Origin of the sequence: uncultured Psychroserpens sp., from assembly GCF_947503375.1 — a bacterium.
GTDB lineage: Bacteria > Bacteroidota > Bacteroidia > Flavobacteriales > Flavobacteriaceae > Psychroserpens.
The window spans coordinates 601,001-627,235 of sequence record NZ_CANNDQ010000001.1; the positions used below are offsets into that span (position 1 = coordinate 601,001).

Consider the following 26,235-nt stretch of genomic DNA (forward strand, 5'->3'; position numbering starts at 1 on the left):
TGAAATGAAGTTAAAAAAACTGTCTTTACGCGTTCGAATATTCTTTGCCATGATATTGTTGGTGCTTATTGCATCTATATTGATTGCTGGCGTTACAGTTTATCAATACAACGAAGAAGCTAGAGACTACCACAAGGAGCGTTTAGAGCGTAAAGAACGCGCTATAATTAGTGATATAGATTATGTGATTAGAGAAACGACTTATCCAGTAGAGACAGAAAAAATTGCCTTGATATTCAAAGACGAAATTTATAGAATATCGGCGATACATGGTTTAAGGATTTACTTATATGATTTAGACGGAACACTTTTAAAATCATCCAAAGCTAGTTTTACGGTTGATACGATTTCAAGATGTATAGAGACCGATATTTTAAATGCTATTTCAAATTCGGCAGAGCATAGGTTTGTTATTAAAAACCAAAAAAACGGAGAAACATTTCAATCGTCATATACCTATATCTACGATTCAAAATCTAAGCCTTTGGCAATTCTAAACTTGCCTTATTTAGAAGATGATCAATTTTTAAATAAAGAGCTTAATGAGTTTTTAGAGCGTTTAGGTTATGCTTATATTTTTATGATGTTAATCGCAGTAGTATTGGCTTTGCTATTATCAAAATATATTACAAGAACCTTAAAGACCATTTCAGATAAAATCAATCAAACACGTTTAGAAAAGCGAAACAAGAAAATTGATATTGGGACATCAAGTGAAGAAATATCAACACTTGTTAATTCTTACAATAGTATGATTGATGAGCTTGAAGAGAGTGCTGTAAAGTTGGCTAGAAGTGAACGGGAACAAGCATGGAGAGAAATGGCAAAGCAAGTAGCACATGAGATCAAAAACCCATTAACACCTATGCGATTGAGCGTGCAAAGCTTTCAGCGTAAATTTGATCCTGAGGATGAAAACATACATCAAAAAGTAGATGAATATAGCAAGACATTGATTCAACAAATAGATACCATGAGTTCTATAGCTTCTGCATTTTCTAACTTTGCAAAAATGCCTGCACAGCAAAATGAAAGTTTAAATGTTGTGAATATTGTGAAGCTAGGATTGGATATTTTCAGTGAAGATTATATTCTTTTCACATCAGAAGATGAAGAAATTTTAGCAAATTTTGACCGCACACAACTTATCCGAGTGGTAACTAATCTAGTTAAGAACAGTATTCAATCTATATCAGACAATAATAAAGCACCTAAAATTATTGTTCATGTTGGTTCTTTAAATAACGAAGTTATTATCACTGTTGCAGATAACGGAATTGGAATATCTGAAGATAATAAATCAAAAGTATTTGAACCTAAGTTTACAACCAAATCGAGTGGTATGGGACTAGGCTTAGCTATGGTAAAAAATATTGTGGAAACTTATAAAGGAAATATTACCTTTACATCACAACAAAATGTTGGAACAACATTTAAAGTTACGTTTCCTAAGCTATAATAAGACCTAAGCAAATGAAATATCAAAATATTCTATCTCATACAAGTAATGGAATTACAACTATTACCATTAATAGACCTAATAAGTTAAATGCGTTAAATAGGGCAACAATTCAAGAACTGCACGAAGCATTTAAGACTGAGAATAAAAACCAAGAAACGAAAGTAATTATACTTACTGGAAGCGGAGAAAAAGCATTTGTAGCTGGTGCAGATATAAGTGAATTTGCAGATTTTGATGTTGTAAAAGGGAAGCAATTAGCTGCTAAAGGCCAAGAATTGCTTTTTGATTTTGTAGAGAACCTATCTACTCCAGTTATCGCAGCAGTTAATGGATTTGCTCTAGGTGGTGGATTAGAGTTAGCCATGGCTTGTCATTTTAGAGTGGCGAGTACAAATGCCAAAATGGGTTTACCAGAGGTGTCCTTAGGGGTTATTCCTGGTTATGGTGGCACACAACGTTTACCACAACTTGTTGGCAAGGGTAGAGCCATGGAAATGATAATGACTGCAGGTATGATAGATGCCAATAAAGCGTTTCAGTTCGGACTAGTAAATCACGTTGTTGAGCCAGATGAACTCATTAGTTTGGCTGAAAAGATTGCAGGTAAAATAATGCGAAATTCTTCAGTAGCTATAAAAGCAGCTGTAAAAGCTATTAATGCCAATTTTAAAGATGGAGTTGATGGCTACAAAGTTGAGGTCAAACAGTTTGGAAAGTGTTTTGGAACAGAAGACTTTAAGGAAGGAACATCTGCTTTTTTAGAAAAACGAAAGGCAAACTTTCCAAACGCTTAAATCTTGTAATTTGTTAATAAGTTAGATGCTTTAGCAAATATTATTTTTTGTAATTTTACAAAAAATAATATAATATGTTTAACAAGTCTGTTTTAAAGGGTCGTGGAGCACAACGTAATGTACATAATCGTTTTTTTGAATTAAGTCATGAACAACGTGATGATTTTTTAGAATTTTGTTCAAAAGAAGGCGAGACACCAGATAACAACAAAACAAAATACTTGCCTGTTTTTCCAAAAACTATAGTTAACAAAGTAAAGAGCCCAGATGTAGGCATGGCCTACTCCATGAATATGTACCAAGGCTGTGAACATGGTTGTATATATTGCTATGCGAGGAACAGTCATGAATTTTGGGGTTACAGTGCTGGATTAGATTTTGAGAGACGAATTTTAGTAAAGAAAGATGCTCCAAAATTATTAGAAGCATTTATTAAACGCAAAACCTGGCAAGCCTATCCAATAGTAATGTCTGGTAATACAGATTGTTATCAGCCTGCAGAAAAAAAATATGGACTAACAAGAGCTTGTCTAGAAGTATTTTTAAAATATAAACATCCAGTTGCTATTATAACTAAGAATGCTTTGATACGTCGTGATTTAGATATACTAAAACAATTAGCTCAAGATAATTTGATTGGAGTGAACATATCTATTACTTCATTATCAGAAACTACAAGGCGTATTTTAGAGCCTAGAACAGCTAGCATAAAAAAAAGACTGGAAACAGTTGAGGTTTTAAGCGAGAATGGGATTCCTGTAAATGTAATGATAGCACCAATTATACCATCTATAAATAGTCATGAAATTTTATCATTAGCCAAAGCCGTTTCAAATGCTGGAGCTTTAAGTATTGCGCATACCATTGTGAGATTAAATGGTGCGATTGGTGAAATTTTCACAGACTGGATTCGTAAAACTATGCCAGATCGAGCTCATAAAGTATTACATCAAATCGAGAATTGCCATGGCGGAACATTAAATGACTCACGTTTTGGAAAACGGATGCGAGGAGAAGGCGAAATAGCCAAACAGATTAACGACCTTGTAAAATTAGCAAGATTAAAATATTTTAAGGACAAGCAAATGCCTAAACTAAACACCTCCTTACACTATAATCATAAGGACGATCAACTCAAGTTGTTCTAACTATTTTTATAAGTAGTTTATCTTAAAGCAACAGTAATAATGCTTATTTGCTATAAATATTTAATTATATTTAGCGAATAAATGTTTTGAAAATAATGAGATCAACATACCTTTTTTTTATACTTATTGTATTTGTATTTTCATGTAAAGAAAACTCTAAGCAGTCTTCAAATATCTTTACTAAAAACGATTTAAATGCAGCAAATAAAGTACTCCTTGAAAGTGTCATGGAAGATGCTTTTACACCACCAGTGGCTAGCAGGATTTATGCGTACTCACATTTGGCACACTATATCACATTGCAAAGCGTTTATAAAGATAGTTTGCCAGAAATAATATCTAAAATCAAAGGACTTGAATCGTTTAAAAACCCTGAAAAACTTGAAATCAATGCTGAACTTTCAGCATTACTTGCTTTTTCAAAGATTGGAAAAAAACTTATTTATTCTGAACAGTTTTTTGAAGACCTTGCTTTTAATTTAAAGGAAAAAGCAGTTGATAATGGACTATCAGAAACTGTAATAAAAAATTCAGAAAATTACGCTTTAGAGATTACAACTCAATTAAGTGCTTGGATTGATAAAGACAAGTATATAGAAACTAGAACTTATCCTCGTTTCACAAGCACTAAGAAGCCAGAAAACTGGAGAGAAACACCGCCAGATTATGCTACTGGCTTAGAACCGTATTGGGATAATATTAGAACTTTGGTAATTGATAGTGCAAATGTATTTAAACCAAAACCATTGCCAGCCTATAGTGCTAATAAAGACTCTGAATTTTACAAAATGGTGTATGAGGTTTATGAAGAGTCTCTTAATACCACAGAAGAGAAAGGTAAAATAGCATGGTTTTGGGATTGTAATCCTTTACTAACGGTACATAAAGGCCATATGGTAACTACTATTCATAAGTTTACACCACCAGGCCATTGGCTTAATATTGTAAGTCAGATCACCGAAAAAGAAAACTCAAACTACATCACCACAACGAAAGCTTACATGTTGACTTCTATCGCTATGTTTGATGCTATAATTGGTGCATGGCATGTGAAATATAAGACTGATTTGGTAAGACCAATTACATATATTCAAGAATATATAGACCCAGATTGGGAGCCTATTTTACAAACGCCTCCTTTCCCTGAATACACCAGTGGTCATAGTGCTACATCAGCCTCAGCGGCTGAGGTGTTAACCTCTATTTTTGGTGAAAATTATATGTTTACAGATCAGACGCAATTACGTTTTGGTTTAGAAGAGCGCACATTCAATTCCTTTAAAGAAGCTGCTCATCAAGTTAATTTGAGTCGCTTTTATGGAGGAATACACTACAAACAAGGTGTAGAAGAAGGAGGTAGGCAAGGCGCTTTTATTGCTTCAATTATATTAAACAAACTTCATGAGTAATCGCATGCATAGTTTTAAGTCAATCACTTTTTTGATCATTGTTTTAGTTGTTTTTGCTTGTGAAAATGATACTAAAGAAAAGCCTATTCAACAAGTCAAGAATGAGACCAATCAAGTTTCTACAAATAATGTTAATCATTTATTCGAGTTTTTAAGTCCTAAACAAACAAATATTGATTTTAAGAACGAGATCTTAGAAACAGATACCTTTAATATTTTGTTTTATGAATACTTATACAATGGAGGAGGCGTAGCTGTTGGAGATGTTAATAATGATGGTTTAGACGACATTTATTTTTCAGGAAATACTATAAAGAATAAACTATATCTCAATCTTGGAGATTTTAAATTTAAAGACATAACAGCCTCTGCTAATGTAGACGGTGGCAAAGGTTTTAAAACAGGAGTCACCATGGTAGATGTTAACAATGATGGGTTGTTAGATATATATGTATGCAAGTCTGCTCTTCAAAATAAAATATATAGAAAGAATGTGCTTTACATAAATAATGGCAATTTAACGTTTAGTGATAAATCAGAAGAATATGGTCTAGATGATTCAGGGTATTCTGTTCAAGCTTATTTTTTTGATTCAGATGGAGACAATGATTTGGATGTGTTTGTATTGAATCACCCAAGTAACATGAGAGAAGCAAATAGTATAAAGGTTACCCAAAACAATAAAGGCGAACTTGAATTAGCAAAGCCAAAATCGTACGATTATATTTCAAATAGACTTTACGAAAACAAAAGCAATATCTTTAAAGATGTATCTAAAAGTGCTGGAGTGCTAAACGATGCATTTAGTTTAAGCGCTGTGGTAGGAGATTTTAATAACGATTTTAGACCAGATATATATGTATGTAATGATTATATCAAACCTGATCGATTATTTATTAATAAAGGTAGTAACGTTTTTACAGACGAAATAGAGAACTATTTTAGCCACACCTCTTTTTCATCTATGGGATCTGATTTTGCAGACATCAATAATGATGGATACTTAGACTTGTACACTCTAGATATGTCTCCAAACGAAAATTACAGGCGTAAAATGATGATGATGGCACAAAACTATGATAAGTTTGAAAAGATGACTACCTATGGTTTTGGCACACAATATTCGTCTAACGCACTACAACTTAATCTTGGAAATGGTCGTTTTTCTAATATTTCCTTTGTTGATAATCTAGCCCAAACCGAATGGAGCTGGAGCTCTCTTTTAGCCGATTTTGATAATGACGGACTTAAAGATATACACATTACAAACGGATATAAAAGAGATGTTACTAATAATGATTATTCAAGATATAAGATGGATAATCTTCAAAAAAAATTAAATGCAAAAGAGATTACATTGAAACAATGGATAGAACAAATTCCTAGTGTTCCAGTGCCAGCATTTTTATTTAAAAATCAAGGTAATAATAGATTTAAAGATGCATCTGATTTATGGAATAGTGGTCCATCAGCTTTTTCAAATGGTTCAGCATATTCAGACTTAAACAACGATGGCTACATTGATATTGTGGTGAATAATATAAATGAAAGCCCGTTTATAATGAAAAATAAAGGAGGTGAAACCATTCAAAACAATTTCATTACTTTAAACTTAGTGCATAAAAAAGGAGAAATACTTCAAGGTACTAAAGCTAAGCTTACACTTTCTGACGGAACCGTTTTAATCGATGTGTATAATCCAACCAGAGGCTTCTTGTCATCTTCACAACATAAGCTACATTTCGGAATTAAAGAAGGTCTTGCAATTGAGTCACTAGAGATCACATGGCCAGACAGAAAAACTCAGCACATTCCAGATGTAGGGTTGAACCAAATCATATCAGTGAACAAAAACTCTAACAAAATAAAAAATAACACAAAAAATGATTCAAAATATTTTGAAGATGCAACAGCAAAGTTAAGCAGAAGTTTTAGCCATAAAGAGAACGACTTTATTGATTTTAAAAGAGAAATTCTACTACATCATAAATTTAGTGAGGAAGGGCCTGCAATAGCCGTAGCTGATGTAAATGGTGATGGATTGGATGATGTATATCTTGGAGGTGCTATAGGTTCTGAAGGAAAGTTATTTATTCAAACCTCATCTGGTCGATTTAGTGTTAAAACTGCTTCAGACTTTGTTGATGATAAAATGTTTGAAGATGTTGATGCTTTGTTTTTTGATGCTAATTCTGATGGTTATAACGATCTATACGTTGTAAGTGGAGGTAATGAATATGAGTTTAAATCAAAAAATTATAATGACCGTCTGTATATGAATGATGGTGCTGGTAATTTTAAAAGGAATTCTGAAGCGCTTCCTAATAGTTTTGTGAGTGGTGCTGTAGTAAAAGTACATGATATTGATAACGACGGTCAGTTGGATATTTTTATTGGTGGTCGTGTAAAACCAGGACGTTACCCTGAACTTCCTAGAAGCTATTTTTTAAAGAACACGAATGGTATATTCAAAGACGTTACTTCTCAATGGGCTAAGACACTATCAACAATTGGGATGATTACTGATGCTGAATTTTCCGATTTAAATAACGATGGTACTAAAGAATTGATACTCGCTGGTGAATGGATGCCAATTTCGGTATTCGAATTTGTTGGTGGTACATTTACTAATAAAACAAAAGACTTTGGTTTAGCAAATAAGATTGGTTGGTGGAACGCAATTACAATAGCAGATATTAATGCTGATGGTTATCAAGATATTATTGCTGGTAACTTAGGGTTGAATTCCTTTTTCAAGGCTTCTAAAAATGAACCAGCTCTACTTTATTATGATGATTTTGATGCCAATGGTAGTGTTGATGCAGTATTGTGTACTTATGTTAATGGTGTGAGTTATCCAGTTCATAACAGAGACCGATTGCTTGATCATATGGTCATGTTAAAAAAACGTTTCACAAGATACGAACCCTATGCAAATGCTACGATAACTGATATCTTCACACCTAATGAGTTAAAAAACACAAAGGTCTTAGAAGCAAATCATTTTGAACACACGTTATATATAAATAAAAACGGACAATCATTCAGTGCTCAAGTATTGCCAAATGAAACACAAATTTCTGTGTTAAACGATGCTTATGTATTAGATGTAAATGGTGATGGGCAAAATGATATTATTACTGGTGGAAATTTTTATGGAACCGATGCAGAGTTCGGTAGATACGACGCATCTGTAGGAACAGTTTTATTAAATAAAGACAACACCACTTTTGAAGCCATATCAGCTACAGAAAGCGGATGGTCTATTCCGGGTAATGTGAGACGTATTCAATCTATTCAAATAGGAAGTGACTTGTATTTTATAATTGTTCGTAACAATGATATAAGCAGTTTGATTAAGTTAAAATAAATAGCGTAACAGTTCAACTTAATGCGTGTATTTGACTTGAGAATTAATCTATTTTAGTACTTTCGTTACAACAATCAATATTAAAAACTCAAATTATTATGAAATTTAAATTTCTTTCAATTTTTTCGTTAGCAATCATTCTGTTTACTGCTTGCGATAGCGATTCTACTTCAGATGAATTCATGGATAATAACCCAGATGCAATTGCTAGGCTTATTACGAGTATTTCAGTGGTTTCTGCTCAAGACCCAACAGATAATGCAACCATTACTATAAATTATGACTCGAACAATCGAGTAACTAGTGTTAGCGATGGTGAAGACACAGGCATTTTAGCATACGAGAATGGAGAATTGGCAAGTTTAACAAGTAACATGGAAACGTTTAATGTTGAAGATTTATACGAATCACCATATGATGCTTTTGAAACTGGAGAAGTAATTAACTACGACAGTAATAACAACCCACAGAATATTAGGTTTTTTGAAACTGAATACGACTGGCAAACTAATAGTGATGTTACTGTAGAATATAGAGCTGAAGTGATGTATGATGATAAACCAAATCCGTATTTTTATACCATTCAAGCTGCTGGAGGTATTGCTATTATGGATGAAGTAGAATTAAATTTTAGCGCAGATGTAAATGCCCCAGAAATTGTACAAGCAAGAATGTTATTTCCTTCAAGAAATATTAAAAAGGTCACATACTCTGATATGGATGGAGAAGTGTTAGGAGACGTTGTTGCAGATTTTGCATATAACTCAGATAACTACCCAACGTCTGGGACTGTAACAGAAACAAAATATGACGATGGTGTAGCTTTTGAAATTAATGTATTTACGTTAACGTATACATACTTACCTACAAACTAGTGTAAGAAGAAATGATGATAAAAGGGGTTATTATTTTTGATAATCCCTTTTTATTTTTTACCATCCCATTCGGCATAGAATTGGTCAAGAAAGGTCTCCATATATCTATGCCTATCTGTAGCAATACGTTTTCCGGTTTTAGTATTCATTCTATCTTTTAGGAGTAATAATTTTTCGTAGAAATGATTTATAGTAGGAGCTGTAGAGGCTTTATATGCTTCTTTATCCATATTTAAATCAGGTTTGATAGAGGGATCAAATAGTTTTCGATTTTTAAATCCACCATAATTAAAAGTTCGAGCAATACCAATAGCACCTAGTGCATCTAAACGATCGGCATCTTGAACTACAGCTAATTCTGGAGAAGTAAACTTTTGCGCTTCATTACCTCCTTTAAAGGATACATTTTCAATAATTTTAATCACATGTTCTATTACAACAGAATCAACATTGATTCCAAATAAGAATTCTCGAGCTTTTTGAGGTCCGATAGACTCATCTCCATTATTAAATTTACTGTCTGCAATATCATGTAATAAAGCACCTAGAGAAACAATAAAAGCACTTACATTTTCACTTTTAGAGATCAATAAAGCATTGTTATAAACGCGATGAATGTGAAACCAATCGTGACCGCCTTCAGCACCTTCAAGTGTTTTCTGTACAAACGATTTAGTAAATTGAATTTGTTGCTGTTCTGTAGTTGTCATTGGTCTAGTGTTAGAGCACTACCAATGGTGTGTTCTAAATTTTGAATTAATTCTAAATAACTTGTTTCTTTGCTTAACGTGATAGGTTGATGTACAGTAAATTTCAAATGATTACCTATTCCCATAGGGAATTTGCCATATCTTAACATTTTCCATGAATTGTTTACGGTAATTGGAACTACAATCGCTGAAGGCACTTTTTTAAATAGAAGCTCTAATCCTTTTGTTTTAAAAGGTTTTAGAGAGCCATCTTTACTACGAGTACCTTCTGGAAATATTACTGCAGCACGATTTGTGTTTTCAATATATTCGCCAAAGCGCATCATAGCAGGTAATGCTTGACGAGGGTTTTTACGGTCTATCAATACAGAACCTCCATGTCTCAAATTATAAGATACGCTAGGGATTCCTTTTCCTAATTCTTTTTTGCTTACAAATTTAACATGATGTTTTCGCATGTACCACATTATGGGTGAGATATCATACATGCTTTGATGGTTTGATACAATAAGTAAAGGTTTATGAGTTGGAATTTTATACGGATTTGTAAACGTAAAACGTGTTCCTAAAATATTCAAGCAACGCATTAAAGAAAATTGTAATATATCTACACTTGTTTTATGTGCTTGATATCCAAAAAAATTAAAGCATAGCCATTGAATTGGATGAAAAATAAGTAATGTTATTCCAAAAACCACGAAATATAAAAGGGTTAATGGGTAGGCTAATAATTTTCTCATAGCGCAAAAATAATTCAATGCCAATAATGAACAAAAAAACCACGGTTTAATCGTGGCTTTTTATAACTAGGTATGATTTTAACTTTTTTAACAATGATCGTTATATGCGTCCATTAAGTTCTCAGCAATTAATTCTGCTGGGCGACCCTCGATATGATGACGTTCTAACATATGTACCAGTTCTCCATCTTTAAATAGAGCCATACTTGGAGAACTTGGAGGAAATGGAATCATATGTGCTCTTGCAGCATCAACGGCATCTTTGTCAACACCAGCAAATACTGTAACAATATGGTCTGGTCTTTTAGCATTTTGCAAACTCATTCTTGCACCAGGTCGAGCGTTTGCTGCTGCACAACCGCAAACCGAATTAACCACGATTAGTGTTGTGCCATCTTTTGCTAGTGCATTTTCAACAGCTTCAGGGGTATGTAATTCTTCAAAACCTACATTAGTTAGGTCTTCTCGCATTGGTTTTACTAATTCTGCTGGATACATATATTTTAAATTTTTATTAAGATTAGAATTTTATATTACAAAGATAAAGAAAAATAGTGGGTAGTAAGACTTATATAGTTATCTGTTTGAATGGTGCTATTAGAGATTTCAATGGTTAAATTCGGTAACAAATACAACTAAAAAACAACTAACTATAGTATATTTGAACCTACAAATAAATTTTATATATGAGTTTTGCAAAATGGATAGGTGGAGCCATAGGATGGTCTTTTGGTGGTCCAATAGGAGCAATTATTGGTCTAGCTGTTGGGAGTTTTATTGATGGCGCTGCTCAAGAGGGTGGTTTTTTACTCGGAGATGGTGAATCAACATCACGAAGACGATCACAAACTAGAGGTGGCTCATATCGAAAGGCACCTAATTATAAAAGGCAATCACGAAGAGCTCAAACTCAATCTGGTGATTTTGAAGTAAGCTTACTCATTTTGGCTTCAGTAGTTATAAAAGCAGATGGTATTCAAGACCAAAGAGAATTAGACTATGTGCGTCAGCAATTTGTTAGTATGTATGGAAAGGAACGAGCAAATCATGCATTTAAGTTATTCAAAAATATTAATAAGCAACAAATTCCAACGCGCCAAGTCTGTTTACAGATCAAACAGATGATGGATCATTCATCACGATTACAACTGCTTCATTTTCTTTTTGGAATTGCTAAGGCTGATGGGATGGTTACTGATGATGAAGTTTCTCAGATTTATATGATCTCTGGGTATTTAGGAATTAGTTCTCGAGATTATGGAAGTATAAAGGCTATGTTCTATGATAGTAGTGATAATGCCTATAAAATTCTAGAAATCACTAAAGATGTTACAGACGATGAAGTTAAGAAAGCCTATCGGAAAATGGCGAAGAAATACCACCCAGATAAAGTGATTCATCTAGGCAAAGAACATCAAAAAGGTGCTGAAGAAAAATTCAGACAGGTTCAACAAGCTTATGAAAAACTACAAAAAGAAAGAGGCTTTTAACTATTGAGCTTTTGATCTTTTTCTTGGATTCGTTTCTCGACAGCTTTGAAATAACGTTTTTCTTTATATTTCCTAAAAACAAATATAGTAACTACGATTAGACCAAGAATCATGATTCCGCCTTTACCCGTCATGTATTCAATTATATTCATAATATGTGGTTTGAAGCTTTGTGGTCGAAATTAAATATAAAACTTTCATATATATAGTTTATTTTAGATGAAATGCTTGATTAAACGATATGAATAAACGTGCTATCAAAACGGCTATTGAAACTGAGATCTCAAAGACAGAAGTTTCAATAGAACATTATAAAGAACTCACCAAGCCAATTTCGCCAAATGATGCTATTGGACGTGTAAGTAGAATGGATGCTATTAATAATAAGAGTATCAACGAAGCTTCTTTACGTCAGGCAGAAATGAAACTTAATAGTTTGAAGCGTGTATGGTCTAAAATTGATGATGACGATTTCGGTATGTGTTTAAAATGTAAGCAAGCTATTCCTGTTGGTCGAATACTTATAAGACCTGAGAGCTTACTTTGTGTTAATTGTGCTAGATAAATATATAAGGCACAAAATTTGTTGCAAATGATTAGTAAACCAATATAATTTTCATGAAATATTTTTTATCGTTTTTACTAGTGTTAAGTTCAATAATCGTCAATGCTCAAGATGTTGTTGGGACTTATGAATTACAATCTAATTCTAATGACTCTAGTGATTTTGAATTAAAACGTATACTTACGCTTAATTCTAATGGTACTTTTGAGTATTATAACTATCGAAGAGTTAAAAGAGGGATCCCTCCAGAGACACATACTTATGGGAAAGGCACTTGGAAAAGAGAAAACAAAGTGATTATTTTTACTACAGCACAATCAGATATGGATGATAAATTTACCTTAAATTTCACAGGTACTAAAGCTAGGTTTATTAGTAAATCTCCACGTGACAAATCAGATCGAATAATAAAAACAGCACTTAGTTTTTATGAATCTGAAATTTTTTGGATTAAAGGAATGAAACTTTTAAAAAAAGAAATCACCCTCTAAACAAAAAGAAGTCATCTTTCATGTCTTCAATTTGAGCGTCTTCATTAGTAATGATGTAATCTATGGCTTGTGACGTAAACGTGTTGCCTTTAGAGGTCAATGAAACAATATTGTTGTCAATTACAATCATATTATTTTTTATAGCAAGATCTAATACTGTTTTAGCGCGTACTTTTTGCCAATTGATATGTTCGTTAAGATGATTTACATGACGTTCAGATACTTCATCATGGTTTTTTAAATGCAGTAGGAAAGTTAATAATGAAACTTCAGTACGTTGTTGCTTTTCTCTATATAGAACGGCAATGATTCCTTTATTTGGTGCAAAGAGATATATGGCTAGAAACAAAAGCCCTAATAAGGTGGTGATCGATCCGGCTATTGAGGCATCTAACCAATTTGCAAACCAATATCCTGAAATAGCACTAAACACACCAAATACAATAGATAAAAAGAGCATTTTCTTCAAATTTTTAGTTAATAAATAGGCTGAAGCTGAGGGCGCAATCATTAGTGCTACTACCAGTATGGCACCAACAGCATCAAAAGCGCCAACAGTAGTTATTGAAGACACAGACATTAATCCGTAATGAATTATAGCAGGAGAAAAACCCAACGACGCCGCAAGACCTTTATCAAAAGTACTTAGCTTCAATTCTTTGAAAAATGCAATCAAGAGTGTTATTGTAATCATTAATATGATGCCAATAACCCATAATGACTTTGGACCAACATCAACTTCTGAAATTAAGAGTCGGTCAAAAGGCGCAAAAGCCAATTCTCCAAGTAAAACAGCATCGACATCTAAGTGAACATCATTGGCATTTTTTGCAATCATGATCACGCCTACACTAAACAACACTGGAAAAACGAGACCTATAGCTGTATCCTCTTTTACTAAACCTGTTTTCTGAATGTATTCAACTAAAACTACTGTTATCACTCCAGTAATTGCTGCAAGTAAAATGAGTAGAGGCGAGTTCAAATCTTGAGTTATAAAGAAGCCAACAACTATTCCCGGAAGTATAGAGTGGCTTATGGCATCACTTATCATAGCCATTTTTCGAAGCACTAAAAATGTACCAGGAATTGCGCAAGCTATAGCTACTAAGCTAGCTATGAGTTGTATTTCAAATTGAGCGCTACTCATCTTGTTGAGTTAATTGATTATACAAATTTGAAGCAGATTTAAACCCTTCATTAGTTAAACTCCATGTAGTGCCTTTTATGATTACATACTTTTTTTCAACTAGTTTTTTAAGTGTTCCTTTTGTAAAACCTTGAAAATTATTTAGGATCTTAATTTCATGCGGATGAGATATGTTTTCATGTGTTTCTGCAATACCATACATGAAAGCCAATGTTTTATGAAGCTCTAAATCACGCCTATTCTTAATGAATCTAATTTGTTTAAATAATAAACCTCGACTCGGTGAAAACACAAAAGAGATAAAAACAAAAACAGCAGCAACAATAACAATAACGGGACCTGTAGATAAATTATTTTGGCTTGCACTAATAGCTGTCCCAAAAACACCAGAGCATGCACCAAATAACGCAGCAAGAAACACCATTTTTGCTAAGCTATTAGTCCACTGTCTGGCAGCAGCAGCAGGAGCTAAGAGCATTGCACTCATTAATACAACACCTACGGTTTGTAAGCCTAGAACGATAGCCAATACGATAAAACTCGTGATTAAAACATCAATAGTTTTAGTATTAAAGCCGAGTGTTTTAGCATAATCTTTATCGAACAATAAAATTTTGAATTCTTTCCAAAATAAAAGAAGTACAAATAAGCATAAACCAGTAACAATTGCCATCATCCAAACATCACTTTCGATTAATGTGGCTGCTTGACCAAATAAGTATTTGTCGAGTCCAGCCTGATTTGCGTTTGGTTGTTTTTGTATGAATGTGAGAAGCAGCATGCCAAAGCCAAAAAATAATGACAAGATCAAACCTAAAGCAGTATCAGATTTTAAATGTGTTTTAGTGATAATACCTCGAATCCAAAAGGTACCTATCAAACCGCTCACCAAAGCACCTAATAATAAAGTATTACTATCTTTAGCACCTGTAATTAAAAATGAAATTGCGATTCCAGGTAAAGCTGCATGAGAAATAGCATCACCTAAAAGGCTTTGTTTTCTAAGTACAGCAAAGCTACCTAACATTCCTGTTACAGCACCTAAGATTGCTGTTCCAAGCGTAATGGTTCGCAGCGTATAATCTGAAAATACTAAATAAAAATACTCTTGAATATTCATTATTCTTGTATACTCACTTTATAATTGATACCATAGGTCTTTGTAAGATTATCGTCATTGAAAATATCTTTAACTGGGCCAGTAGCAATTTTTTTAACATTTAAAAATGTTACCCAATCAAAATACTCAGGAACTGTTTGTAAGTCGTGATGAACAACAACTACTGTTTTTCCTACTTTACGTAATTCTTTTAAAATATTGATAATTGCTATTTCTGTAGTTGCATCAACGCCCTGGAAAGGCTCATCCATAAAATAAATAGCGGCATCTTGCACTAAGGCTCTAGCTAAAAAAATGCGTTGTTGTTGACCTCCAGATAATTGGCTTATTTGTCTGTTCTTGAACGGAAGCATTCCTACTTTTTCAAGTGCTTCTAAAGTCGCTTTTTTTTCTTTTTGTCGAGGACGTTTTATCCAACCTAAACTACCGTAAGTACCCATCATAACGACATCAAGTGCTGTGGTAGGGAAATCCCAATCTACACTTCCTTTTTGAGGGACATAAGCTACTAATGACCGTTGTTTTTTATATGATTTTCCATAGATTGACACAGAACCAGCAATAGGGTTTAATATGCCTAAAATAGATTTGATTAGTGTAGATTTCCCAGCACCATTTGGCCCAACAATAGCCATGAGTACACCTTCAGGAATTTCTAGGTCGATATCCCAAAGTACAGGCTTATAATTATAAGCCACAGTTAAATCGTCTACTTGTACAGCAATCTTATTATTCATTATTTTAGTGCATTTACAATAGTATTTACATTGTATTCAAACATACCAATATAAGTTCCCTCAACAGTACCTGCATTTCCAAGAGCGTCAGAATATAAAGTGCCACCAATGACCACTTGATGACCTTTGGATTTTACGGCTGCTTGTAAAGCTTCAATCGTACGTTTTGGAACAGAACTTTCAACAAAAATGGCTTTGATATTTTTTTCAATAATAAATGCTGATAATTTTTGTACATCTTGGACGCCAGCTTCAGTAGCTGTTGATAATCCTTGTAAACCAACAACTTGAAAATCATAAGCTTTTCCAAAGTAATTAAAAGCATCATGAGCAGTTACTAAAATTCTTTTCTCCTTCGGTAGTCTTTCAATACTAGTTTTCAACCTTGATTGGAGTGTATCTAACTTAGAAAGATAAGCTGCTTCATTGGTTTTATAAATTTCAGCATTTTTAGAGTCTTGTTCAGTAAGTGTTTTGGTGATTTTTTTTGCAAATTGCTTGTAATAATTAATATCAAACCAAACATGAGGATCATAATTTGATGCAAAATAATCTGACCCAATCAACGTGCTCTTATCCAATTCTTCTCCTAATGCAATTGGTGTTTTTGTTTTGCTTTTCATTTTTTCAAAAACTTCAACAAGCTTTCCTTCAAGGTGCAACCCATTGTAAAAAATAATGTCTGCATTTACCAATTTACTAACATCTCCTTCGCTAGCTTTATAAAGGTGAGGGTCAACACCACTACCCATGAGACCTTCTACATTGATGGCCTCTCCTCCAATATTCTTAACCAAATCTGTAATCATGGTGGTTGTGGTTACCACATTAAGTTTTTCATTAGTCTTAGTTTCGTTATTACAGCTAGAAATTATAATAACAATAAGTAGAATTAATATGTTTTTTGATAGTCTCATTTTGATTGTTTTTTAATAGGTAATCTAAAGCTTACGCCAGCACTGATAAGTATATCTTGTCCTTTAGTTATTGCTGAACCAACAGTTGCATCAAGTTGTACATTGTTTGATACTAAGTAAGTGAGTCCTGCATCCCAAAGATGGTTAGCTTTACTGTCTTCAGGGAAATCGCCGTAAACTTCTACATAAGCACCCAATTTATCTGAAATACTATAACCATAAGACAGGGTGTATATGTAAGCTGTTTCTGGGGAATCGTCTCGCCATTGTGCGCCAAGATTGTAAGATAAACTTGATTTTTCGTTTAATGAGTGAGCAAATGAGAATCGAAAATCAACACCTGTTGTTTCTGGTCTGTAATCTTGACTAGCAGTAAACGGCAAATACAAATGTCCTAAAAACCCTATAGTTGGTATCCAGCCGTTTTCATCAACTATTTTAAATTTCGTACCTAATAATAATGGATTAAATCCACTAGTAATATCGTCTAATTTATTTCCATTTATTGTGGTTTGTCCTTCTACAAAATCCCATCCAACACGTAATTCGAGGTTATCTAGTAAACCCAATCTAACCAGAGTTGTGTTATAGGTATAGGTTTCAGATTTAATACTATTATCTTCAAAGCTCTCATAAAAACCACCTGTTTCAATTTGAATAAATCCAGGAGCAATAGTTTGAGGTGATTCTGTAGCATCTGGTCTATCTGTGATCAATGGTTCTGAAGCAACAACAGTATTAGCGCCTTCATTCTGAGCAATCAATACATTGCTAAAAATTAATAATGCAAGAAGTAAATTTGTGCTTTTAGTTTTCATCAACATAAATAATTTTGGTGAAATTTTCATTTAAAACGATGGTATTCATACCAATAGATATTTGGGTCATTTTATTAGTGTTAAATTGTTTTGAAACCTTTAATGTGTTTCTGTATTTAATTTCATTCAAAGCGCAAAATTCAAAAAATTCTTTATCGTCACTCATGAGTCTTGAGATAGTATATGTTTTTCCTTCAATAGCATCTGCAAGTGTAATAGATGTATCTTTTGTAGTAATCTTTCCATCAGCATTAGGTATAGGATCTCCATGAGGATCAAACTTTGGATGACCTAGATAAGCACTTATTTTCTCTGCAAGTAAATCTGAGGTTTGATGTTCCAGTAATTCTGCTTCACGATGTATATCATGTAATGACAGATCAAACATTTTAAACAAAAAGGCCTCCCAAAGACGATGCTTGCGTACTACATTGAGTGCCATTTTTTTGCCTTTTTCAGTCAGTTGTAAAGCTTTATATTTCTCATAATGCAGTAAGTTTTTTGCTGCTAATTTCTTAGCCATGTCTGTAGCTGCGGGACTTGAAATACCAAGTTGTTTGGCTATGTTTCCAGGCTTAGTGTCTTTTACATCGTGCTTATCGTTATTATAAATAGCTTTTACAAAATTTTCAATTGCTATAGACATTTTTAGTGCTTTAATTAATTTTTTAAGCTTACTTAAATATTTTACAAATGTAACTAAAAAATTTAAGTTAGGACGTCTTTCCATTAATTAGTAATTTCACGCTTTAATTTAAATAGGTTTATTAATGTATCGATTCTCTACCTTTTTGTTGTTTTTATATATTGGTCTTAATGTTTCTGCTCAGACTAAAAAAACACCTTTTCAGCCTATAGATGTTTTTGAATTAGAATGGGCTTCAGATCCGCAAATTTCACCTAGTGGTTCTCAAATTGTATACAAGCGAAATGATTTTGATATTATGAGTGACAGGTCAAGAGGCAATCTCTGGATCGTTAATTCTGATGGTACTTCGCATCGCAAACTCACTTCAAGAGAAGTTAATGAATCTCAAGCAAGGTGGTCTCCTAATGGTGATCGAATTGCATTTATAAGCTCTACAGATGAAGGGTCAGAAATATATATGTATTGGGTTAAAACGGGTCAGATAGCCAAATTATCTCAACTTGAACAATCGCCAAGAAATTTAATCTGGTTACCTGATGGAGAATCTATTGCATTTACAATGTTTGTTTCGCAAAAACCACCAGTAATTGTAAATATGCCAAAAAAGCCTAAAAGTGCGAAGTGGGCTAAACCTGCACGAATTACCAATAGGTTAAAACATGAAACTGATGGTCGTGGATATATGGAACCTGGTTTTAGACATATTTTTATCATCCCAGCGGAAGGTGGTTCGGCTCGACAGATTACGAGTGGCAATTATGATCATAATAGTAGTCTTTCATATTCACCTGATGGTAAACATATTTACTTTTCTGCCAATAGAGTAGAAGATTGGGAATACAGATTTAATAATAGTGAGATATATGAAGTAAATCTAGCTACTAAAAACATAAAGGTGTTGACTACTCAAGATGGACCAGATTATTCGCCGAAAGTTTCACCCGATGGAAAAACTATTGCTTTTTTGGGCTATCTAGATAAAGTACAAGCACATCAAAACACTGTTTTACACTTAATGAATGTTGATGGTAGTAATCGTAAAATTATTTCCTCAAATTTAGATGAAAGTGTTTCTAATATTTCATGGGATACTTCAGGAAAAGGATTATATTTTACTTACGACGATAAAGGAAACTCTAAAATAGCTCATATAACTACTACAGGAAAAATCTCAAAGCTTGCAGATAACCTTGGAGGCACCACTTTGGGAAGACCTTATGCATCTGGTTCTTATACAGTGTCAAACAACGGGACACTAGTTTTTACTCAAACACGACCAGAATATCCTGCAGACCTTGCCGTTATTCAAAATAAAAAACCACCAAAACGCATAACCTATTTAAATAAAGACATTTTAGATTACCGCCAATTAGGAGAAACAGAAGAAGTCTGGTATAAATCATCTTATGATGGAAGAGCGATTCAAGGCTGGATCGTAAAGCCACCTTTCTATGACGCTTCAAAAACCTATCCTTTATTGGTTGAAAATCATGGTGGACCTATTTTGAATTATGGAGACCGTTTTACTGCTGAAATTCAATTATATGCTGCAGATGGTTATGTGGTATTCTATCCAAACCCTAGAGGTAGCACCAGTTATGGAGAAGAATTCGGAAATCTATTATATAATAATTATCCAGGGCAAGATTATAACGATGTTATGGATGGTGTAGACTATTTGGTAGATCAAGGCATTGTAGATAATGATAAGTTATTTGTAACAGGCGGAAGTGCTGGTGGTATCATGACCGCTTGGATGATTGGAAAAAATAATCGTTTCAAAGCTGCTGTAGTAGCTAAACCTGTTATGAATTGGATTAGTAAAACATTGGTGGCAGATAATTATTTTGGATATGCTAATTCTAGATATCCTGGGCAGCCATGGGAGAATTTTGAAACCTACTGGAAATTTTCCCCTATTTCTTTGGTAGGAAACATAGAAACACCAACAATGGTTATGGTGGGTATGAATGATTTGCGAACACCACCAAGTGAAGCTAAGCAATTATATCATGCTCTAAAGCTAAGAAAAATAGAAACTGTTCTTGTAGAAATCTATGAGGCCTCACATGGTATAGCAAGAAAACCTAGTAATTTAATAAGTAAGGTTACTCATACTTTGGCTTGGTTTAGAAAATATAACGAATAGCTTACTTGCGTGTTTGATTATTATTTTTTAATCATGCCTTTAAGAACGAATATTACAATAAGTTCTATTCCTATTGAAAATACGATATACAATACACCTATGCTAAGTACATATTTCAAGACGAGTGTATAAATTATAAATGCGCCAACGAAACACAAACCACTCGTCAAATCATTCGAAAAAGTGTGAGGCGCTGATTTGTAATCAAAATAATATGCTACAATAATTAATATTAAACTCAAAAAGAAAAGGTTTACTTAGCTAGAGTGTTTTAATGACAACCACAATCATCTTCACCACATTGTTTGGATATTGACTTTTTTTTCCTAGCGATAATTCCAAACTTATGCAGTAAAAACCAAATAGCAATACTCAAAGCAATGAAAACGAGACTGTTTTGTATTATGACATTCATCTTTACAAATTACTATTTTAATAATTGATAAGCAATTAAAGCTACAACATATGCAAATCCACTCATGATGAAGAGTTGTAAGGTTGGCCATTTCCAGCTATTGGTTTCGCGTTTTACAATAGCTAATGTACTCATGCACTGCATTGCAAAGGCATAAAATAGAAGCAATGAGATCCCGCTAGCAAAATTAAATAATGGTGTTCCTAAAATTGGATTGATCTCACCAGCCATTCTATTTTTTATAGTTTCTTCTTCATCACTGCCAACACTGTAAATAGTAGCTAATGTTCCAACAAAAACTTCTCTTGCAGCAAATGAACTCACAATTGCAATCCCTATTTTCCAGTCGTAGCCTAAAGGTCTTATAGCAGGTTCTATAGCTTGTCCTGTAATTCCTATAAACGAATGTTCCAATTTGTGAGATGCTATTTTTTGTTGTAATTCTTCGTCAGATAAATTTTCTGAAGCGTAAGCTGTTGTGACTATTTCTTCTGCATTATTGAATTCATCACCAGGACCATAGGAAGCCAAAAACCATAAAACAATTGAAATTGCTAGAATAATTTTACCTGCACCAAATACAAACGATTTGGTTTTTTCAATCACGGTTAATGCCACATTTTTAAGTAGTGGTAATTTGTAATTGGGCATTTCTACTACAAAGAAGGTCTTACTTTTTATCTTTAAGACTTTATTTAAAATCCAAGCTGACAAAATAGCGGCTCCAAATCCGATTAAATATAATAGCATCAATGTTAGTGCCTGATAACTTAATCCTAAAAGTCGTCCTTGAGGGATAACTAGTGAAATAATAATGAGGTATACTGGAAGCCTCGCAGAACACGTAGTAAATGGTGTGACCAAAATTGTTATGAGTCGTTCTTTCCAACTTTCAATGTTTCTCGTAGCCATTATGGCTGGAATAGCACAGGCAGTTCCAGATATTAAAGGCACAACACTTTTACCACTTAATCCAAATCGACGCATAATTCGATCCATTAAAAATACGACACGACTCATATAACCACTTTCTTCTAAAACGGCAATGAATAAGAATAAGAATGCGATTTGAGGAATGAAGATTACAATACCTCCAAGACCAGGAATAATACCTTCGGCTAGTAAACTGGTAAATGGACCTTCAGGAAGTTTATTTTTTGTCCATTCACTTAGTGAGGCAAACGCACTATCTATAAAATCCATAGGAACTTCAGCCCAATCGTAAATGGCTTGAAAAATAGTAAGTAATATGACAAAGAAAATTAAATATCCCCAAAATTTATGAGTTAGAATTCTATCAAACCGAATTCTCAAATCTTTAGCAGATTTTAAATCTATGGTTTGCCCTTTTTTAAGAATTGTATTTATAAATTGATAACGTTTGATTGTTTCTTTTTGCTGTAAGCGTTTGAGGTCTGGCTTGCTTTTTGTCTTAAAATTGTTTAAGGCATCAATTTCATTTCTATCTGTTTTACCAAAATTCACATCTTGTGTAATTACTAGCCATAGTTTGTAAAGTAATTGATTAGGAAATGTACTTTTCAGACTGTCAAAATAGTTACGATCAATTTCAGATGCATTTAAGCATGGTGCTGTTGTAAGTTCTCTATAATCAATGATAAGTTCTTTTAGTTTTGAAATTCCTTCATTCTTACGAGTACTTATCAATGCGATTTTAGTTTGTAACTTTTCTTCTAAATACTCAATATCTAACGAAATACCTTTATAACGCATTCGATCAGACATGTTGATCACTAAAATGGTAGGGATCTCTAGGTCTTTTATTTGAGTAAAGAGTAATAGGTTTCGTTTTAAATTCTCAACATCACTAACTACAACGGCTACATCAGGAAAATCTTTGTCATTTTTATTGAGTAGTAATTCAATAACCACATTTTCATCTAAAGAAGAGGCATTTAAACTGTAGGTGCCAGGCAGATCAATGATGTGTGCTTTAACTCCTCTGGGTAATTTACAAACACCTTCCTTTTTTTCTACAGTAATTCCAGGATAATTCCCTACTTTTTGGTTTAAACCTGTCAACGCATTAAAAACAGAAGTTTTGCCAGTATTTGGGTTTCCAATAAGAGCAACATTGATTTGTTTAGGCATTAGTAATGTCAATTAAGATGTGAATGGCAGTTTCTTTTCTTATGGCTAAATGCGTACCGTTAATGTTGAGGTACATTGGGTCTGCAAAAGGTGCAACTTGTACCAGTTCTACAACATTACCAGGCAAACATCCCATTTCTAATAATTTAAGAGGAACATGTGCAGAAGACACATCAGTAATGATACCCTGTTGTCCTCGTTTAATTTCTGCTAATGTGATTTGCAAGCTTATTTAGATTGATTTTAAAGAAGCAAAAATAAGTGAAAAAATCTTGCTAAGGAAATAGTTGTGATAAAACTATTTATATTCTTTTTTTAAGGTTTTAATATCTTGTAAAAGAGAGTCGATTGAAGATGAACTTGTGCCATTATAGAATCCACGAATTTGACGTTTTTTATCAATGAGCATAAAGTTTTCGGTATGAATCATATCGTATTGATCTCCATTTCCGTTAGTTTTTACCGCTAAGTAACTTTTCCTGGCAAGTTCATAAATATGTTTTTTATCACCAGTGACTAAATTCCATTTCTTATCATTAACACCTTTTAATTTAGCATAACGTTTTAATTGCTCAACCGAATCAATCTTAGGTGTTACAGAATGTGATAAAAGCATGACTTCATTATCATTGATTAGTTCTTCCTGAATGCGATGCATTTGATCTGTCATTACAGGACATATAGTTTGACAGGTCGTAAAAAAGAAATCAGCAACATATATTTTGTCTTTATAATCTTCTTGAGTTATCGTTTTTCCATTTTGATTAACTAATTTGAAATCTGCAATCGTATGGTATTTTTTTTGATGTCTTATCGTGCTGTCTACTAATGAAACATCTACTCTATTTGGTTGGTAAATAGGTAATGGTTGTTCTACTTTTAAAATTGAATAGAATATTGAGATGATTACAATAGAAACGATTAATAATACAATAAAAAAGAGTTTGAATTGTTTGAAAAAAGCGAACATGACTTGATTTTTTAAGGCTTTACTGTAAGATTCGAGTGCAAAAATACGACAGATTCTCTACAAATTCAGTACTTTTAACATGCTATATTGCTAAAAAAGAAAACTATTATTCTTCATGAGGATCTCATTATTCACGTTTCTAAGCTTACTGTCATTCAGTTTGTTCTCTCAAGATTTCAATGAAACTTTAGAAGGTGTACGACTAGCTGAAGCCAAATCAGCTTTACAGCAGATTTTTCATCGTGCAAATTTGAATACAGGTAATTATGATTTGAAATATCACAGACTTGAACTAGATATAGACCCTTCGGTTTCATTTATTACAGGAGATGTTACGTCCTACTTTGAAGCTAAATCAAACATGAGTGAGGTTACATTTGACCTAGCAAGCAATATGATGGTCTCTCAAGTCATGCAGCGAGGTAACTCACTAACTTTTACTCAAAATGGTGATGATGAATTAATAATTACACTGCCAACAATACAAAGTGCAGGAGTTTTAGATTCATTAACGATTAGTTATTCTGGTAATCCTGTGAGTTCTGGGCTGGGTTCTTTTGTACAGGAAACACATAATGGAGACCCAATAATTTGGACACTGTCTGAGCCTTATGGTGCTAAAGCATGGTGGCCTTGTAAACAAGATTTAATTGATAAGATCGATTCTGTAGATGTGTTTTTAACTACGCCTCGTTTTAATCTATCTAACGAAGCATATATAGCAGTTTCAAATGGTTTAGAGCAAAGCCAAGTCATCAATGCAACAGAAAAAACTACACATTTTAAGCATCGGTACCCAATACCTGCTTATTTAATTGCTATTTCAGCTACAAACTATGAAGTATATTCACATGAGGTGCCTAATGATGGTAGTCCGTTTGAGATTATAAATTATGTATATCCAGAGAGTTTGGTCAATGCACAAGCCAGTACACCAGTGACTGTAGATATCATGAATTTGTTTATTGATTTATTTGAGTCTTACCCTTTTGAAAACGAAAAATATGGTCATGCACAATTTGGTTTTGGCGGAGGAATGGAACATACAACAGTATCATTTATGGGAAGCTATAACCGAAACCTAATAGCTCATGAATTAGCACATCAGTGGTTTGGAAATAAAATTACATGTGGGAGTTGGAAAGACATTTGGCTTAATGAAGGCTTTGCCACATACCTTTCTGGTCTTGTTTTTGAAAACCTTGATGGTAATGATACATTTAGATTATGGAAACAACAACGAAATAACTCAATAACTGCTTTTTCTGGTGGAGCTGTTTACTTAACAGATGCAGATACTACGAATGTAAGTAGGATTTTTAATGGAAGATTAAGCTACAATAAAGGTGCTATGGTATTACACATGCTTCGAAAAAAGCTAGGCGATGTTAACTTTTTTCAGGCATTAAAGACCTATTTAAGTACACCTGAACATGCCTTTGATTATGCTAAAACCGAAGATTTTATTTCAATTGTTGAAGCGTCATCAGGAGAAGACTTAACAGCGTTTTTTGATGATTGGTTATATAATCAAGGATTTCCTATTTATACGTTAACTTGGAATCAACCTAGTATAGGAGAAATTTCTATTGAGCTTTCACAAATGCAAAGCCACCCATCAGTTTCGTTCTTTGAAGCTCCAGTTCCTATTAGGCTTATTGGCACTTCTGGAGAAACGTTAGACCTTATTTTAGATCATACGACTAACCAGCAAAACTTTTTTGAGACCGTTGGTTTTATAGTTCAAGATGTGCTTTTTGATCCAGAATCAGATTTAATTTCAGCTAATAATCAAATTATCCTTGGAGTTGAAGAATTTGAATTTGACAACGATATAGTAGTCTATCCTAACCCTTCAAAAGACATCGTTAATATTAAAGTGCCAAACACAATTACTATCGAGTCTATCGAAATATTCAACACACTTGGTCAATTAGTTCAAAAGCAAAATTTTTCAAATCGTATATCGATAGAAAATATGGCTTCAGGAATGTTGTTTTTCAGAATTTCTACAAACAAAGGGGTAGTTCACAGATCCGTGTTAAAAAACTAATAAGCTCTATACACATTGCTTTATAATGTGATTTTAAAAATGTACTTTTGTGCGTTTATAAAATTAACGCATTTGATAGATGGAGTTTGTA

Annotated in this window: 24 protein-coding genes; 11 read left to right on the forward strand and 13 right to left on the reverse strand. The window is 33.3% G+C overall.

Translation table 11 applies throughout. From position 1 onward, the window contains the following. The first annotated feature begins 4 nt into the window (after positions 1 to 4). The 6 genes from Q0876_RS02675 (at position 5) to Q0876_RS02700 (ending at position 9,058) form a co-directional block, all read left to right on the forward strand. A complete protein-coding gene (locus Q0876_RS02675; protein WP_299223748.1) occupies positions 5 to 1,459 on the forward strand; it encodes an ATP-binding protein in 1,455 nt (484 codons plus the stop codon). Between the two features lie 14 nt (positions 1,460 to 1,473). Continuing rightward, positions 1,474 to 2,256, forward strand: coding sequence for an enoyl-CoA hydratase-related protein (locus Q0876_RS02680; RefSeq protein WP_299223750.1), 783 nt, complete (start codon positions 1,474 to 1,476; stop codon positions 2,254 to 2,256). Between the two features lie 74 nt (positions 2,257 to 2,330). Next, the gene (locus Q0876_RS02685; RefSeq protein WP_299223752.1) at positions 2,331 to 3,404 is read left to right on the forward strand and encodes a PA0069 family radical SAM protein; all 1,074 of its coding nucleotides are present in this window, start codon (positions 2,331 to 2,333) and stop codon (positions 3,402 to 3,404) included. Between the two features lie 95 nt (positions 3,405 to 3,499). Next, complete coding sequence (locus tag Q0876_RS02690) at positions 3,500 to 4,813, forward strand: vanadium-dependent haloperoxidase (protein ID WP_299223754.1); 1,314 nt, start codon at positions 3,500 to 3,502, stop codon at positions 4,811 to 4,813. After that, the gene (locus Q0876_RS02695; RefSeq protein WP_299223756.1) at positions 4,806 to 8,183 is read left to right on the forward strand and encodes a VCBS repeat-containing protein; all 3,378 of its coding nucleotides are present in this window, start codon (positions 4,806 to 4,808) and stop codon (positions 8,181 to 8,183) included. The genes Q0876_RS02690 and Q0876_RS02695 overlap by 8 nt, the downstream gene beginning before the upstream one ends. 98 nt (positions 8,184 to 8,281) lie before the next feature. Continuing rightward, on the forward strand, positions 8,282 to 9,058 hold the full coding sequence (locus Q0876_RS02700) for a hypothetical protein (RefSeq protein ID WP_299223758.1): 777 nt from the start codon (positions 8,282 to 8,284) through the stop codon (positions 9,056 to 9,058). Between the two features lie 50 nt (positions 9,059 to 9,108). On the opposite strand, the gene Q0876_RS02705 is transcribed toward Q0876_RS02700, so the two are convergent. From Q0876_RS02705 to Q0876_RS02715, 3 genes are all read right to left on the reverse strand, one after another. Next, positions 9,109 to 9,768 (reverse strand): HD domain-containing protein, encoded by a 660-nt coding sequence (locus Q0876_RS02705; RefSeq protein WP_299223759.1) that lies wholly within the window; start codon positions 9,766 to 9,768, stop codon positions 9,109 to 9,111. Further along, on the reverse strand, positions 9,765 to 10,508 hold the full coding sequence (locus Q0876_RS02710; protein WP_299223761.1) for a 1-acyl-sn-glycerol-3-phosphate acyltransferase: 744 nt from the start codon (positions 10,506 to 10,508) through the stop codon (positions 9,765 to 9,767). Before Q0876_RS02710 ends, Q0876_RS02705 begins: the two co-directional genes overlap by 4 nt. Before the next feature lie 87 nt (positions 10,509 to 10,595). Next, complete coding sequence (locus Q0876_RS02715; protein WP_299223763.1) at positions 10,596 to 11,006, reverse strand: BrxA/BrxB family bacilliredoxin; 411 nt, start codon at positions 11,004 to 11,006, stop codon at positions 10,596 to 10,598. A gap of 188 nt (positions 11,007 to 11,194) precedes the next feature. On the opposite strand from Q0876_RS02715, the gene Q0876_RS02720 reads away from it, so the two are divergent. Then, positions 11,195 to 11,998, forward strand: a complete 804-nt coding sequence (locus Q0876_RS02720; protein ID WP_299223765.1) for a TerB family tellurite resistance protein — start codon at positions 11,195 to 11,197, stop codon at positions 11,996 to 11,998. Here Q0876_RS02720 and Q0876_RS02725 read toward each other — a convergent pair. Further along, complete coding sequence (locus Q0876_RS02725; RefSeq protein ID WP_299223767.1) at positions 11,995 to 12,150, reverse strand: hypothetical protein; 156 nt, start codon at positions 12,148 to 12,150, stop codon at positions 11,995 to 11,997. The two genes, Q0876_RS02720 and Q0876_RS02725, sit on opposite strands and share 4 nt — an antisense overlap. An 89-nt stretch (positions 12,151 to 12,239) precedes the next feature. Here Q0876_RS02725 and Q0876_RS02730 point away from each other — a divergent pair, with 89 nt between their 5' ends. Further along, on the forward strand, positions 12,240 to 12,563 hold the full coding sequence (locus Q0876_RS02730) for a TraR/DksA C4-type zinc finger protein (RefSeq protein WP_299223769.1): 324 nt from the start codon (positions 12,240 to 12,242) through the stop codon (positions 12,561 to 12,563). A 53-nt stretch (positions 12,564 to 12,616) separates the two neighbouring features. Further along, on the forward strand, positions 12,617 to 13,054 hold the full coding sequence (locus Q0876_RS02735; protein ID WP_299223771.1) for a hypothetical protein: 438 nt from the start codon (positions 12,617 to 12,619) through the stop codon (positions 13,052 to 13,054). On the opposite strand, the gene Q0876_RS02740 is transcribed toward Q0876_RS02735, so the two are convergent. The 6 genes from Q0876_RS02740 to Q0876_RS02765 are packed head-to-tail and all read right to left on the reverse strand — an operon-like array spanning position 13,044 to position 18,442. After that, positions 13,044 to 14,204 (reverse strand): metal ABC transporter permease, encoded by a 1,161-nt coding sequence (locus Q0876_RS02740; protein ID WP_299223773.1) that lies wholly within the window; start codon positions 14,202 to 14,204, stop codon positions 13,044 to 13,046. The two genes, Q0876_RS02735 and Q0876_RS02740, sit on opposite strands and share 11 nt — an antisense overlap. Beyond that, positions 14,197 to 15,324: a metal ABC transporter permease gene (locus tag Q0876_RS02745; protein ID WP_299223775.1), complete on the reverse strand. Its 1,128-nt coding sequence runs from the start codon at positions 15,322 to 15,324 to the stop codon at positions 14,197 to 14,199. Before Q0876_RS02745 ends, Q0876_RS02740 begins: the two co-directional genes overlap by 8 nt. Continuing rightward, on the reverse strand, positions 15,324 to 16,061 hold the full coding sequence (locus Q0876_RS02750; RefSeq protein ID WP_299223777.1) for a metal ABC transporter ATP-binding protein: 738 nt from the start codon (positions 16,059 to 16,061) through the stop codon (positions 15,324 to 15,326). Before Q0876_RS02750 ends, Q0876_RS02745 begins: the two co-directional genes overlap by 1 nt. Continuing rightward, complete coding sequence (locus tag Q0876_RS02755; RefSeq protein ID WP_299223779.1) at positions 16,061 to 16,978, reverse strand: zinc ABC transporter substrate-binding protein; 918 nt, start codon at positions 16,976 to 16,978, stop codon at positions 16,061 to 16,063. Before Q0876_RS02755 ends, Q0876_RS02750 begins: the two co-directional genes overlap by 1 nt. Beyond that, positions 16,975 to 17,796, reverse strand: a complete 822-nt coding sequence (locus tag Q0876_RS02760; RefSeq protein WP_299223781.1) for a transporter — start codon at positions 17,794 to 17,796, stop codon at positions 16,975 to 16,977. Before Q0876_RS02760 ends, Q0876_RS02755 begins: the two co-directional genes overlap by 4 nt. Beyond that, on the reverse strand, positions 17,786 to 18,442 hold the full coding sequence (locus tag Q0876_RS02765) for a metal-dependent transcriptional regulator (protein ID WP_299223974.1): 657 nt from the start codon (positions 18,440 to 18,442) through the stop codon (positions 17,786 to 17,788). The genes Q0876_RS02760 and Q0876_RS02765 overlap by 11 nt, the downstream gene beginning before the upstream one ends. A 124-nt stretch (positions 18,443 to 18,566) precedes the next feature. Between Q0876_RS02765 and Q0876_RS02770 the strand changes: the two genes are divergently transcribed. Further along, positions 18,567 to 20,594, forward strand: coding sequence for a S9 family peptidase (locus Q0876_RS02770; protein WP_299223783.1), 2,028 nt, complete (start codon positions 18,567 to 18,569; stop codon positions 20,592 to 20,594). A gap of 427 nt (positions 20,595 to 21,021) precedes the next feature. Here Q0876_RS02770 and feoB read toward each other — a convergent pair whose 3' ends face one another. The 3 genes from feoB to Q0876_RS02785 form a co-directional block, all read right to left on the reverse strand. Continuing rightward, positions 21,022 to 23,121 (reverse strand): ferrous iron transport protein B, encoded by a 2,100-nt coding sequence (gene feoB, locus Q0876_RS02775; protein WP_299223785.1) that lies wholly within the window; start codon positions 23,119 to 23,121, stop codon positions 21,022 to 21,024. Further along, positions 23,114 to 23,347, reverse strand: coding sequence for a FeoA family protein (locus tag Q0876_RS02780; protein WP_299223787.1), 234 nt, complete (start codon positions 23,345 to 23,347; stop codon positions 23,114 to 23,116). Before Q0876_RS02780 ends, feoB begins: the two co-directional genes overlap by 8 nt. A gap of 72 nt (positions 23,348 to 23,419) precedes the next feature. Further along, entirely contained in the window at positions 23,420 to 24,091 is a 672-nt protein-coding gene (locus Q0876_RS02785; protein ID WP_299223789.1) for an SCO family protein, read from the reverse strand. Between the two features lie 115 nt (positions 24,092 to 24,206). On the opposite strand from Q0876_RS02785, the gene Q0876_RS02790 reads away from it, so the two are divergent. Beyond that, positions 24,207 to 26,144 (forward strand): M1 family aminopeptidase, encoded by a 1,938-nt coding sequence (locus tag Q0876_RS02790; protein ID WP_299223791.1) that lies wholly within the window; start codon positions 24,207 to 24,209, stop codon positions 26,142 to 26,144. The last annotated feature ends 91 nt before the right edge of the window (positions 26,145 to 26,235 follow it).

Coding starts and splice junctions, on each gene's coding strand:
- Q0876_RS02705 (WP_299223759.1), bottom strand. CDS start 9,768: ATGACAACTACAGAACAGCAACAAATTCAATTTACTAAATCGTTTGTA.
- Q0876_RS02675 (WP_299223748.1), top strand. CDS start 5: ATGAAGTTAAAAAAACTGTCTTTACGCGTTCGAATATTCTTTGCCATG.
- Q0876_RS02715 (WP_299223763.1), bottom strand. CDS start 11,006: ATGTATCCAGCAGAATTAGTAAAACCAATGCGAGAAGACCTAACTAAT.
- Q0876_RS02700 (WP_299223758.1), top strand. CDS start 8,282: ATGAAATTTAAATTTCTTTCAATTTTTTCGTTAGCAATCATTCTGTTT.
- Q0876_RS02685 (WP_299223752.1), top strand. CDS start 2,331: ATGTTTAACAAGTCTGTTTTAAAGGGTCGTGGAGCACAACGTAATGTA.
- Q0876_RS02730 (WP_299223769.1), top strand. CDS start 12,240: ATGAATAAACGTGCTATCAAAACGGCTATTGAAACTGAGATCTCAAAG.
- feoB (WP_299223785.1), bottom strand. CDS start 23,121: ATGCCTAAACAAATCAATGTTGCTCTTATTGGAAACCCAAATACTGGC.
- Q0876_RS02770 (WP_299223783.1), top strand. CDS start 18,567: ATGTATCGATTCTCTACCTTTTTGTTGTTTTTATATATTGGTCTTAAT.
- Q0876_RS02710 (WP_299223761.1), bottom strand. CDS start 10,508: ATGAGAAAATTATTAGCCTACCCATTAACCCTTTTATATTTCGTGGTT.
- Q0876_RS02790 (WP_299223791.1), top strand. CDS start 24,207: ATGAGGATCTCATTATTCACGTTTCTAAGCTTACTGTCATTCAGTTTG.
- Q0876_RS02720 (WP_299223765.1), top strand. CDS start 11,195: ATGAGTTTTGCAAAATGGATAGGTGGAGCCATAGGATGGTCTTTTGGT.
- Q0876_RS02695 (WP_299223756.1), top strand. CDS start 4,806: ATGAGTAATCGCATGCATAGTTTTAAGTCAATCACTTTTTTGATCATT.
- Q0876_RS02755 (WP_299223779.1), bottom strand. CDS start 16,978: ATGAGACTATCAAAAAACATATTAATTCTACTTATTGTTATTATAATT.
- Q0876_RS02735 (WP_299223771.1), top strand. CDS start 12,617: ATGAAATATTTTTTATCGTTTTTACTAGTGTTAAGTTCAATAATCGTC.
- Q0876_RS02760 (WP_299223781.1), bottom strand. CDS start 17,796: ATGAAAACTAAAAGCACAAATTTACTTCTTGCATTATTAATTTTTAGC.
- Q0876_RS02680 (WP_299223750.1), top strand. CDS start 1,474: ATGAAATATCAAAATATTCTATCTCATACAAGTAATGGAATTACAACT.
- Q0876_RS02745 (WP_299223775.1), bottom strand. CDS start 15,324: ATGAATATTCAAGAGTATTTTTATTTAGTATTTTCAGATTATACGCTG.
- Q0876_RS02765 (WP_299223974.1), bottom strand. CDS start 18,442: ATGTCTATAGCAATTGAAAATTTTGTAAAAGCTATTTATAATAACGAT.
- Q0876_RS02690 (WP_299223754.1), top strand. CDS start 3,500: ATGAGATCAACATACCTTTTTTTTATACTTATTGTATTTGTATTTTCA.
- Q0876_RS02750 (WP_299223777.1), bottom strand. CDS start 16,061: ATGAATAATAAGATTGCTGTACAAGTAGACGATTTAACTGTGGCTTAT.
- Q0876_RS02785 (WP_299223789.1), bottom strand. CDS start 24,091: ATGTTCGCTTTTTTCAAACAATTCAAACTCTTTTTTATTGTATTATTA.
- Q0876_RS02725 (WP_299223767.1), bottom strand. CDS start 12,150: ATGAATATAATTGAATACATGACGGGTAAAGGCGGAATCATGATTCTT.
- Q0876_RS02740 (WP_299223773.1), bottom strand. CDS start 14,204: ATGAGTAGCGCTCAATTTGAAATACAACTCATAGCTAGCTTAGTAGCT.